Source organism: Rapidithrix thailandica (assembly GCF_039710355.1).
Taxonomy (GTDB): domain Bacteria; phylum Bacteroidota; class Bacteroidia; order Cytophagales; family Flammeovirgaceae; genus Rapidithrix; species Rapidithrix thailandica.
In genome coordinates this window covers 64,476-76,510 of the sequence record NZ_JBDKWZ010000010.1, presented here as the reverse complement: position 1 = coordinate 76,510, position 12,035 = coordinate 64,476, and the positions used below count along the sequence as shown (strand labels likewise).

General features: G+C 43.2%; 9 protein-coding genes. 4 read left to right on the top strand and 5 right to left on the bottom strand.

Features of this window, described 5'->3' with window-relative positions; all coding sequences use genetic code 11:
- Positions 1-73: 73 nt before the first annotated feature.
- From cysD to AAG747_RS17455, 5 genes are all read right to left on the bottom strand, one after another.
- Positions 74-979, bottom strand: a complete 906-nt coding sequence (gene cysD, locus AAG747_RS17475) for a sulfate adenylyltransferase subunit CysD (RefSeq protein ID WP_346822496.1) — start codon at positions 977-979, stop codon at positions 74-76.
- Positions 980-983: 4 nt separating this feature from the next.
- Positions 984-1,589, bottom strand: a complete 606-nt coding sequence (gene cysC, locus AAG747_RS17470) for an adenylyl-sulfate kinase (protein WP_430300660.1) — start codon at positions 1,587-1,589, stop codon at positions 984-986.
- A complete protein-coding gene (locus AAG747_RS17465; protein WP_346822495.1) occupies positions 1,586-3,370 on the bottom strand; it encodes an SLC13 family permease in 1,785 nt (594 codons plus the stop codon). The genes cysC and AAG747_RS17465 overlap by 4 nt, the downstream gene beginning before the upstream one ends.
- Before the next feature lie 376 nt (positions 3,371-3,746).
- The gene (locus AAG747_RS17460) at positions 3,747-4,067 is read right to left on the bottom strand and encodes a heavy metal-binding domain-containing protein (RefSeq protein ID WP_346822494.1); all 321 of its coding nucleotides are present in this window, start codon (positions 4,065-4,067) and stop codon (positions 3,747-3,749) included.
- A 110-nt stretch (positions 4,068-4,177) separates the two neighbouring features.
- Positions 4,178-4,960, bottom strand: a complete 783-nt coding sequence (locus AAG747_RS17455; RefSeq protein ID WP_346822493.1) for a PKD domain-containing protein — start codon at positions 4,958-4,960, stop codon at positions 4,178-4,180.
- 1,243 nt (positions 4,961-6,203) lie between these two features.
- On the opposite strand from AAG747_RS17455, the gene AAG747_RS17450 reads away from it, so the two are divergent.
- The 4 genes from AAG747_RS17450 to AAG747_RS17435 are packed head-to-tail and all read left to right on the top strand — an operon-like array spanning position 6,204 to position 12,031.
- Positions 6,204-9,227 carry a SusC/RagA family TonB-linked outer membrane protein gene (locus AAG747_RS17450; RefSeq protein ID WP_346822492.1) on the top strand — a complete coding sequence of 1,008 codons (3,024 nt, stop codon included), beginning with the start codon at positions 6,204-6,206 and terminating at the stop codon, positions 9,225-9,227.
- 25 nt (positions 9,228-9,252) lie between these two features.
- Complete coding sequence (locus tag AAG747_RS17445) at positions 9,253-10,626, top strand: RagB/SusD family nutrient uptake outer membrane protein (RefSeq protein ID WP_346822491.1); 1,374 nt, start codon at positions 9,253-9,255, stop codon at positions 10,624-10,626.
- A 28-nt stretch (positions 10,627-10,654) separates the two neighbouring features.
- A complete protein-coding gene (locus AAG747_RS17440; RefSeq protein WP_346822490.1) occupies positions 10,655-11,497 on the top strand; it encodes a hypothetical protein in 843 nt (280 codons plus the stop codon).
- Between the two features lie 51 nt (positions 11,498-11,548).
- The gene (locus AAG747_RS17435; protein WP_346822489.1) at positions 11,549-12,031 is read left to right on the top strand and encodes a hypothetical protein; all 483 of its coding nucleotides are present in this window, start codon (positions 11,549-11,551) and stop codon (positions 12,029-12,031) included.
- Positions 12,032-12,035: the final 4 nt, after the last annotated feature.

Genomic DNA, 12,035 nt, shown 5'->3' with positions numbered 1-12,035 from the left:
AACGTTGAGACAAATCTTTTCTTCTCTCAACCTCTTCACAAAATCCATCTATGCTTTAATTGAAGGAAAAATTCTAGAAGTACCCTTGTTTTTTACGGTCTTCCATTGACGTTTCCGAACGTTTATCATCTGCTCTGGTACCGCGTTCCGTTTGACGGGAGGCCGCAACTTCGGCAATGATATCATCCAGGGTAGTTGCTTCAGACTCCACAGCCCCGGTACAGGTCATATCACCAATGGTACGGAAGCGAACCCGCTTTTCCATCGGTTTTTCCGTAGGTTTCAAATTCAAATAATCCGAATGCCCCAATAAACCTCCGTCCCTTTCGATACATTGACGAGTATGAGTGAAATAGATCGAAGGAATTTTGATATTTTCATATTTGATATAGTTCCATACGTCCATCTCCGTCCAATTACTGATCGGAAACACCCGGAAATGCTCTCCCATTTGTTTTCTGCCATTAAACAGGTTCCACAGTTCGGGGCGTTGGTTTTTAGGATCCCACTGACCGAAGTCATCTCTATGGGAGAAAAAACGCTCTTTGGCACGGGCTTTTTCTTCGTCTCTCCGTGCCCCTCCCATGGCGGCATCAAACTTATGTTCTTCCAGAGTGTCTAACAAAGTCACCGTTTGTAAGGCATTACGGCTGGCATACACCCCTTTTTCTTCTACTACCTTGCCTTCATCGATCGACTTTTGGACAGATCCTACGATCAGGTTCACACCCAGTTCTTTCACCAATTCATCTCTGAACTGGATAGTTTCCGGAAAGTTATGCCCGGTATCAATATGAACCAAAGGGAAAGGAATTTTAGCTGGAAAAAAGGCTTTTCTGGCCAAATGTGTCAAAATGATTGAATCTTTCCCTCCTGAAAATAACAGACAAGGGTTTTCAAACTGAGCCACCACTTCCCGAATCACATAAATAGATTCCGCTTCGAGCTCTTGCAGATTGTTGAGATAATAACTATGCATTACTTTAATTCTTTATCTGAATTATTGGCAAAACTAAGTCAATTAATTGATTTATAGAACTTTCCAAGGATTGTTCCGCTGTTTTTATATGAATTTCCGGATTTTCCGGGGCTTCAAAAGGAGAATCAATCCCGGTAAATTTGGTAATTTCTCCCGCTCTGGCTTTTCTATACAAGCCCTTTACATCTCGCTGTTCACACACTTCCAAAGGACAGTCAACAAATACTTCAATAAATTCGCCTTCTTCTAACAGTTCTCGAGCCATGGCCCGGTCTTTCTTAAAAGGAGAAATAAAAGCCGTAATGACCACCAGCCCGGCATCTACCATCAATTTGGCTACCTCGCTGATTCTCCGGATATTCTCTTTCCGGTCTTCTTCACTAAACGTCAAACCCTTATTCAGTCCCATCCGTACATTGTCTCCATCCAAAATGTATGTATGAAAACCGTACTCGTACAGGCCTTGTTCCAGCATGTTCGCCAAGGTAGATTTACCAGATCCCGAAAGACCTGTAAACCAGATCACTACAGGTTTTTGTTTTTTATGCCGCTGCCGATCTTCTTTGTTTACTTTATGATCGTGCGGAATAATATTGAGTTTTTCCATCATTCAAATGATATATTATATCTCAGTACTATAAAGGAAATACAGACTATGGAATACAAGATGGTGAGGGGAAGGCCTATACGGAAATAATCCTTGAATGTATAGCCACCGGGCCCGAAAACCATCAGATTCGTCTGATAGCTGATTGGTGTCATGAAGGCTGCGGACGCGGCAAAGGCAATCCCCACATAATATGGGGTAGGATGCAGGCCTAACTCTGCGCATAAACTGTATGCAATAGGAAAGGCTATAGATACTGCCGCAACATTTGTTACGAATGAAGTTAGTAATACAGTGAGCAAAAATAAGCCAATTAATATTCCTATCCCACCATACGGCTTTAAAAATTCCATCATCAGGTGGGAGATCAGTTCGGCTGCCCCGGAATTTATCAAGGCATTGCCCAGGGTCAAAGCACAGACCAGAATGACAATCAGGTTCAAATCCAGTTCGTATTTGATTTCTTTGATATTGATATACCTTAGGACAAACAATACCAATAAAATCAACATCAAGGCAACGAAAAATTCAATTACGCCAAATAAACATAACAATAAAGGCAGAAGCAAACCAACACGTAACCCCCATATTTTAGCACTGGATTCCGGCTCGATGGTTTGATCTTTCCGGGAGACAATGAAGAAATCATGGGTCCGTTCATTGATCTTAAAAAACTCATCGCTGGTGGTCAACAACAACAAATCGCCCGTAGCCAAATGCATGTCTCCGATTTTTCCTTTAACCCGTTCGCCATTGCGATGAATCGCGATAATAGCAGCCTGGTAACGTTGCCGGAAATCCGACTCTTTCACCAACTTTCCGGAAAGGTATGAATTATAAGGAATCACGGTTTCTACTACATTCAGCTGTTTTTGATCTAAGATCCGTCCATGTTTGGGCAATACAATCCCATTGTCTTTTTTGAACAGGTCCACGATTTTATAGGTATCTCCTGCAAAAATCAACACATCTCTTCCCAGTAGCTTTTCATCCGGTGACACAGGAGAAATGGTTTCTCCGTTTCGCAAAATATCCACCAGATAGACCCCTTTCAGGTTTCTTAACTTTGCCTCCGCTACGGTTTTTCCGACAAGTGGAGAGCTTTTTTGTAAAATGGTTTCTACGATATATTCCTTTGGATGCTCTTGAAAGGCATCCAGGGTATCTTGGTTATTGGGTAACATACGATAGCCGGCCACGACCAGAAAAACTAGCCCGCTAAACGTCACGATTAGACCTAAATACAAAAAATCCGTATAGGTAAGAATTTGTTGCCCGTTTTCCGAAATAAAACCGTTCACGACCAAATTGGTAGAGGTGCCGATAACGGTAATCATCCCTCCCAGTATTGTAGCATAGGACAAGGGGATTAAAAGCTTGGAAGGCGCTACATTATGCTTTTTTCCCCAATCATACACATAAGGGGTCATCATTGCCACTACCGGAGTATTATTAATGATCGATGATAGCGAAGCCACCGAAGCCATTAATAACGCGAGAAATTTCCGTGGGCTTTTGGCATTTTTGAAAGTCTGATCAAAATACCGTTTGACATCAAAATTCTTCCGGAAGGCAGAAGAAATCAAGATCAACAATATAATTGTCGCGATGGATTTATTAGCAAAGCCGGTCAAAAAATCTTCGGGAGAAATCACCCCCAAAACCAGGAGGACAAGCGCGCCAATTAAAAAGCTGATGGCAGGACGAACGATTTCCTTAAAAAGACTGAAAAAGATAAATACGATGACTAATAAAACCGTGTACTTATGAAATTCAGGGTTCAAGTGATATAGCTTTTTATATAATATTACATTGATTTTATGATAACTTGAATCGTCAATGTGTTAAGTTATTAGTCAATAAATCAGCTAGTTCAATATAAAAGTATTTTTGAAAACATCCTATGTTTCCTTGTCGTTGAGTATTCAATAAAAGTTAATTGGTGCGGGGTAAAGTTAACACCTCTTTCATTATTAATGAAACAATAAGTGCATTGGCTGAAAAACAGGTCTTCTTTTCACCTCTTTTGAAAAGACATTTTACCCAGAATTAAGAGTACATTCCCTGAAAACGGAGCAGGTTAAAAACCGAATAAAAAAATTGCCACTTCTCTGGTATCAACCTAAAAGTGGCAATTTATTATGTATATCGAAACAAATACTATTCTACGATGACAGCCGTACCGCTGGCACTCACCATCAACATGCTTCCTTGACCTCCGATGGTTTCATAATCCAAGTCAATTCCGATGACGGCATTGGCCCCAACTCGCTTGGCGTTCTCTTCTAACTCGGCCAAGGCATTGTCTTTGGCTTCCCGCAATACCTGCTCATAAGAAGCAGCCCGCCCGCCGACAATATCCCGGATACTGGCAAAAAAATCTTTGAACAAATTGGCCCCGATAATGGCTTCTCCGGTAATAATCCCTTTGTATTCTTTGATGGCTTTTCCTTCAATAGAATTTGTGGTGGACAGAATCATGTTTAATTCGATTTTAGTTGATTATAAAATGGGTTCTTGTTTATAATCAATATACGGACATTTTCCCTCAGGGTGACAGCCATCCAACGCATTCTAATAAAAATGCAACTTTAACGGATATTAAATAAAAAGTAATTGAGTGTAGAATCATTTTCAGAACTGGCTCCCGAAACAAAAAAGCCTTCTCCCGTCTCCGGATTTTTACCTGGATCTCCACTGTCGGGATCAAATGCTGATGCATCGATAGGATTCAACTCATTCAGGGACATTAACTCTAACTGCTCTTCTTCAGGTTTGTCTTCATCATATTCAAAGAGTGCTATGATATAGTTCTCGTCCCTGAGCGTTAATCCATCTTCGTCAAATTGCACGCCCACTGTTAAATTCGCTATGTCATCTTGGCTGGCGTTTTCTGCTACTAAAGCCAAGGTTTCAAAAGAAGGGAAAAGGGCACTTCTTGTAAAACCAATGACAAGGTCCGGACCTGTCCCATCATCATCCCAAGGGTTTGAAGTTTCAGGGTTTAACCAATTAATTCTTCCTACAAAAATAATTTGCAAAGTTCTGTTGCCCACCGTCACCGTATCGCTAAAGCTGTCCATTTGGTTATCTTCGGTGGTAGCGGTTAACTCTACTATATGTTTCCCCAAAACATTATACGATTTCGAAGGGTCTTTCTGAGTGGAAGAGGTACCGTCTCCGAAAGCCCAATTATAACTTACTGCATTTGCACTATTATTGGTAAAACTGACAAGCTCATTCAGTTCGGCAAATCGCTTGTCCATGGTAAATTCGGCTGTAGGAGCTGGTAGAGGATCTGAATCATCGCTTTTACAGGCCAGTGCCACAACAAAAAGCGAGATAATAAATAAAAGACTATAAATGCTTCGCATAACTGTAGTATTTATTTAAAATGATAGAATCGTTGATATCTACATTGAAGGTTATTCCGGATACTTTCAGTGTGTATCTCTTACTACCTGGGCAAAGCTGTCAACGGGTGGGCCTTTTTACAGAAGGTTGAGGATTTGATGCACCTCAACCCCTGTTGAATTCAGGGTTCAACACTTGCTTTGCTTTTTCAACTACTCTTCAGAAGCTACGCCTTTGAACCGGTCCTACTGCCTTCATAGTAAGACACATTCTTTCCCGAGATGCCAAAGCGTATGCTGTTTCAGTCTTGTGTAGTGTAGTGATATCCTTAATGGGTGGCTACTTGTTATGCTTAAAATATTAAACTTTTTTTATTGTTTAACTATCCGGCCTTGATTTTTTAGCTTTTATTCAAAGAAATTAACGATTTTGACTTTGCCTATCTTAAAGAAGACATTGAATAGAAACATCATCATATTTTGTACGGCCCGGCATTCTGTCTCTCATGTGGTCATCATAAGCAGCAATAATAACAATGCTTAAAATAGTGCAAATCAATTTTGGGGAATTGCTTGTTTAAATAGAGAAAATACTGCAAAAAGCTTGTAGATTAGAAATTACTTTTTTAAAATGTATTTGAATAAGATAAGGAAGCTCTATTCCAAGTTTCCAATTTCTTTTTTATCAAGTAGTTAAGAGAATCATACAAGTCGAACATTTTCGCCCCATTGCCAACATAGGGGCTTTATTACCTGACCCTTGAGGGGTGATGTTTTTTAAAAAAACAAAGCTTGAAAAACAGAATAAGCCAAAAGCATTAAGAACATGTTTAAATTTCATTCTTTGGGTTAAAAACTCCCATTTCAGGAACCTCAATGCCACATTCTGAGAACTCTGAACTGAGAATTTTTACCAGCAAAAGGGTGGTCCCGCAACGAATTTTAAATATGCTCTAATTCCAAATTAATTTATTGGGTATAAATCATTTACAATTTGTTCAAAAAGTCCATACCCAGCAAAACACCGGATGGATGGCCTATATTCTTTCTTGATTCGGGAACAGTTGATTTCAAACTTTATCAAAACATCAAACATACCACTGCATTCAAAAACGGATAAACTTTAGTGTCCCTGAAGTTAGCTTTTACGGATTGTTATAGAGCTCAACTCTCACCACTTGGCTCTAATGATACGACCTTACCAAACAACAACATTAGCAAACTATATCTCTAGTTTAATGGACATGATGATGAATTAAATGCTATGAAGCATCTTTTACCCTTAGTATTCGTGTTTGCCTTCCTTTCAACCCTTCACGCTCAACAAAGAGCGGTGACCGGACGCGTTACTTCTGCGGAAGACGGAACTCCTTTAATTGGCGTAACAGTCCTCATTAAAGGAAAATCCGTAGGAGCCATCACCGATTTGGATGGAAAGTATCAGATCAATCTTGCCCCTCAAGACGAGGCCTTGATCTTTTCTTTTGTAGGATACCTCTCTCAAGAAATACCGGTAAACAACCGCCCGGTCATCAATGTAGCCCTGGAAGAAGATATCAAAACCTTAACAGAGGTAGTCATCACCGGATACCAAACCAAAGAGAAGAAAAACATTACAGGATCCATCGTTTCGGTTGCCACAGAGAAATTTGCGGAAATGCCCCTGATGGGAGTCGATCAGGCTTTACAAGGCCAAGCCAGCGGAGTGCAAGTGGTGCAATCTTCCGGTACACCGGGAGGGGGCATTATGGTCCGTATCCGGGGAAACTCCTCTATCTCCGGTTCTAACCGCCCACTATTTATTCTGGACGGAATTCCGATTGAAGACGGGGCCTTGTCTTCCCGGAGTTTCGGAGGGCAACAAGACAACGCCTTGGCCACTCTCAATCCCAATGATATTCAATCCATTGAAGTACTTAAAGATGCTTCGGCCAAAGCCATGTACGGTTCCAGAGCTGCTAACGGTGTGGTGGTCATCACTACCAAAAGGGGAAGCACGGACAAAACCAAAATCAATTTCCGGATGCAAGCCGGCATGATCGAACCCGTAGACAAACTGGACTTGCTTAACTCTACGGAATTATTGGACCTGTTTCAAGAAGCAGTTGTCAATCAAAACCCTGAAAACAATCCCGAAATTGCCGGGGTTAAAGGGGTCACCGACTTAGTGAATACTGACTGGATAGATGCTGTCAGCCGGACAGCCTACCTGCAAGAATACCAACTTTCGGCTCAGGGAGGGAGCAATATGACCAAATTCTACGTGAGTGGTTCCTACCGGGACGAAGAAGGGGTAATTCATAATAACCAATTCACCCGTTTTACCGGTACCGCCACTTTAGACCACAATGCCAGTGAAAAATTGCGCTTCGGCTTGAACCTTAGTGCTGCCCGTACCCTCAACAAACGGATCAAAGGTGATAATTTTTTAGATGGTGTCTATTCCGGAGCCTTACAAAGTTTGCCATGGTTTAGTCCCTATGATGAAGGGGGAGGATTGATTGCCCCGGGGGATGTAGGATATGCCGGCTTCCCCAATTTCAATCCCTTGGCACAAGCCATCGAACCCCGCTTCGACACCCATACCACCAAGTTGGTTGCCGGAATATTTGCCGAATACGAACCACTCAGTAATCTGGTTTTCAAAACCAAGTTCAGCATTGATGACAATCAAGTACAAGAAGACCAGTTTGAACCCTCCACTACGGCTATCGGAGGTTTTTTGGAAAGTGTAGGCGGACAAGGCTATGGGATTTACAGCACTTCCGAATTCGCTACCCTCATGAACACCACCACTGCGGCCTACAACTACTCCATCAACAAGGATCATCAACTCAGCTTCCTGGCGGGATTTGAGATGCTACAACGTACCAGCCGGTCGTCCAATGTACAGGGAATTCTTTTCCCCAGCGATGACTTTACCTACCTCACTTCGGCTGGACTTGTCTTTTCAGGTTCCTCCTTTAAAGTGAACAGTGGCCTGGTATCCTTCTTCAGCGAAGTAAATTACCGTTTAAAAGATAAATACCTCTTTACCTTAAATGCCCGCTACGATGGCTCGTCTCGTTTTGGTCGTGACAAGCGTTATGGATTTTTTCCGGCATTCTCCTTGGGTTGGCGAGTCAGCGAAGAGCCCTTTTTGCAAAACAACAGAATTATTGAGGAATTAAAGCTCCGCGCCAGCTTTGGCTATACGGGAAATGAGCGGATCGGTAATTTCCAATTCTTGGAGGCTTGGGCTTCTTCCACCGCTTATAATAATTTGCCTACGGTAGTACCTGTAAACCTGGCCAATACCGAATTACAATGGGAATCCACGGCTGAACTGAACGTAGGTTTTGACCTGTCTCTGTATCAGGGGCGCCTTTCGGTCACTACGGATGTTTATCATATGGAGACGTCCAAACTGTTGTTCGGGGTCACCCTTCCATTGACCACCGGCTTCGGTTCCATTCAAGGAAATATCGGAAAAGTTACCAACAGGGGTATTGAATTAGGAATCAATGCCCGGGTCATCGAAACTCCTTTAACCTGGGATTTGAATTTGAATGTATCCGTCAACCGGAATAAAGTGAAAGAGATGGCCACCGATGAGCCTATTTTTTCCGGCTACCAAACTTCAACCAATAGCACGCATATCGTAACCCCCGGACAAGCTTTGGGTACCTTTTGGGGATTGAAATTTTTGGGCGTAGATCCCGCTACAGGAGACGCGATTTATGATGATTTTAACAATGACGGACAAATTACGGAAGAAGACGGGCAAATCATCGGAAATGCCCAACCTGATTTTGCCGGAGGTCTTACCAGTACTTTCAACTTCAAGGGGCTGGATCTTACCGTTTTTTTCCAATATTCTTATGGCAATCAAATCATCAATTTCACAAATAGCAACTTGCTCAACTCCGGCCAAAGTATCGAAACCAACCAAGTGCGTAAAGCTTTGGACCGTTGGCAAAAGCCCGGAGACATTACCGATGTACCCCGTTACGAATTAGACAACACTTTTAACAACCGTTTCAGTAGCCGTTTTGTAGAAGATGCTTCCTACCTGCGTCTCAAAACCCTCACACTGGGCTACACATTGCCAAAAGGCTTTGTAGACCGGTACAAGCTAAGCAATGCCCGGATATACGTCTCCGCTTCGAATTTATTTACCTTGAGTGATTACTCCGGGGTAGATCCCGAAGTCAATACGTTTGACGGCTCTACGGCTTCTCAAGGAATGGATTTCTTCACATTGCCTCCGGTAAAAATGCTGTTAGTGGGAATCAATATAGGATTGTAATTCTTGACTTTGCTCTTTTTCAACCATGAAAAACGTATTTACTTTATTTCGACAATTTACCATTCAACTGCCCCTGATAGGCGCTTTACTCTGTGGCAACTTTGCTTGCGAAGAAAGTGTATTGGAGCCCAAACCCGTAGACCGAATCACGGATGACTTGGTGCTTAAGGATGTCGGTTCGGCCTTCAATGTGGTCAATGGTTTGTATCGGAATTTTGCCAACCTGAGTGCCATTAACATCATTGCAGGAGACATGAGTGCCGATAATTTACGGCATAACGGCACTTTTACACAATACATTGAAATCGGCACCTTCAATATGTCAGCCTCCAACGGCTCGGCTTCAGCCTTATGGGGAACGATGTACGGAATGATGTTTACTGTAAACTTCCTGATAGAAGGCTTACCGCAATTGGATGACATCCCGGAAAGCTTGTTGAATGAATTCCTTGCTACGGCTCGCTTTTTCCGGGCTTATGGCTATTTCGCAGGCGTCAATACTTATGGAGATTTGCCCTTGGTCACCAGCACCGATGTGGAGGCCAACAGCGAAATACCCAGAACGCCCGCCAATGAGGTTTTACAGTTTGTTGAAGAAGATTTACTCTTTGCACTGAATAAACTGCCCACCGATCCGGATAACAGTGGAATGCTCAGCAATGGGGCGGTCAAAGCCCTCTTGGCCCGTTACTATTTGTACCGGCAAGATTGGACAAAGGCAGAACAGTATGCCTCCGAAATCATCAACGGACAGAACACAGCCAACTACAATTTGGAAAGTAATTTTGTGGATGTACTCAGTGACTTTAGTGATGAATCCATCTTAGAAGTCGTCTACAGTGCAAATGACAACCCCGGCACCTCTACCAACTTCGGCCTCAACAACCTTTTCGAGAGCCGGAGGGAAATCATCCCCCGAAACGAAATCATCTTCGAGTTGCAAAGCAATGGCGGAAGCCGCAGCCAAATGATTGAGTTTGATGCGGCCTTGGCAGTAGGTAATGACAATGGCTGGACCGTCACCCGGTACGGACCTTTTGACAATGTTCAGGTCATCCGTTTAGCGGAAATTTACCTGATTCGTGCCGAAGCCCGGGCACAACAAAACAAGCTACAAGGGGGGCTTTCCGACCTCAACCGCATCCGCAACCGGGCAGGGGTCCCTGCCTTGAACCTCGACAATAAAAACCGCTTGTTAACCGCCATTGAAGAAGAGCGCAGGGTTGAATTGGCCTTTGAAGGACATCGTTGGTATGATTTGAAACGAACGAATCGCGATGATGCGGTGATGAGTGCCGTCACCTCTAACTGGACTGTAAAAAACAAACTTTGGCCTGTGCCCCAACGGGAAATCTCCAATAATCCTGCTTTGGCAGGAGATCAAAACCCAGGTTATTAATTCAATACCATTACTCAAATTTCAACCAATGAAAAACTTATCATTTTGGATACTTCTCACCAGCTTAGGCTTTTTATTTTCCTGTGAGGAAGAAGAAACACTCTTCGAGGGACCGTATCATGTCCGGTTTACCGAAATGGAAGGCAGTGTATTGGAAAATTACAATTACCCCTTTACTGAAAATCAAAACCTGGCCACTCGAGTATCTGTGCATCTGGTGGGCCCTCAAATGTCCGATAATACCGAAATAACCTTTGAGATGCTCGGAGATGCCAAAGAAGGGGAAGATTATATTTTGATAGAGCCCGAATCACAAAAGTTGGTCATTCCTCCCAACGAAAGCTTCGCTTATTTATACTTTGTTCCGCTCAACAATCAGGAAAGGGATGGCGACCGGGAAATCCTCTTCAACATCACCGGTGTCAATAACGGTTTGGAGAAAGGCCGGGGACTGAACGGCATTATCGGAAAAACCATGCGCTACACCCTTCAGGACGATGATTGCCTGGCGGATTTGCGCAAAATGAATGGCCTATGGGAAGCGGAAGAAACCGTAGAAAACGACACCACGGTAGAAGCCCGCACACACGAATTTCAAGTGGATGTGGACTTTGACTTTAACAACCGCATCCGCATCACCAATTTCGCTGGCATTGAGGGAGCCAGTATATTTGCCAACTTAGACCTTTGTTCCAAACAGGTTTTCATCCCTGAACAGGCCGTATCGGGAGGAAGTGAAAACTTGGGTAATGTCCGCTCTCTCCGCCACGGCACTTTTGACGAAGAAAGCGGCATCCTTCGCATTACCTATAACCTCGACCGCCTGGGAAGTGTCAATTGGGTGCTTGTCGCTACGATTCAGGAGGAATAAGCGCAACTTTGATTGCTATCTCAACCATTACCTTCTTAACCCTGCTTGATTATGACTTTCAAACATCTAAAAATATACACTTTCTGCTGCCTGTGCAGCTTGCTATGGTCCGGCTGTTCCGAAGACCCGGATGTCACTCCGGCCACTTACTCGGATGTCCTGACAGGCGGTACGCAAAAATCCTGGACAATAGAAGCGGCCGTCTTTATCTTCGATGTGGAAGATTTTGGGGAAATCAACCTTCAACCGGATTGTTTTCTGACGGGTACCCTCACATTTGTGAAGCAAAACCGGGAACTGATTATTTCCGACCACTTTTGCGGAAGCTCGGAACCCATTGTTACAGTCTGGTCCTTCGACAATACCAGCGGGCAATTTACCCTCGGAGGAATTGATTATGAAGTCCGGGAGATACAGCCCACCACGTTTAAGTTTGGCTTCAAACTTACTCCGGCATTTGACATTTCCAATTCCGATATACCGATTTACGAACCTGGATTTATCATGTATACATTCAAAGCACTCGCAAATTAAGCAT

Excerpts from the sequence above, each read along its gene's own strand:
- cysD (WP_346822496.1), bottom strand. The coding sequence starts at position 979 with ATGCATAGTTATTATCTCAACAATCTGCAAGAGCTCGAAGCGGAATCT.
- cysC (WP_430300660.1), bottom strand. The coding sequence starts at position 1,589 with ATGATGGAAAAACTCAATATTATTCCGCACGATCATAAAGTAAACAAA.
- AAG747_RS17460 (WP_346822494.1), bottom strand. The coding sequence starts at position 4,067 with ATGATTCTGTCCACCACAAATTCTATTGAAGGAAAAGCCATCAAAGAA.
- AAG747_RS17455 (WP_346822493.1), bottom strand. The coding sequence starts at position 4,960 with ATGCGAAGCATTTATAGTCTTTTATTTATTATCTCGCTTTTTGTTGTG.
- AAG747_RS17450 (WP_346822492.1), top strand. The coding sequence starts at position 6,204 with ATGAAGCATCTTTTACCCTTAGTATTCGTGTTTGCCTTCCTTTCAACC.
- AAG747_RS17445 (WP_346822491.1), top strand. The coding sequence starts at position 9,253 with ATGAAAAACGTATTTACTTTATTTCGACAATTTACCATTCAACTGCCC.
- AAG747_RS17440 (WP_346822490.1), top strand. The coding sequence starts at position 10,655 with ATGAAAAACTTATCATTTTGGATACTTCTCACCAGCTTAGGCTTTTTA.
- AAG747_RS17435 (WP_346822489.1), top strand. The coding sequence starts at position 11,549 with ATGACTTTCAAACATCTAAAAATATACACTTTCTGCTGCCTGTGCAGC.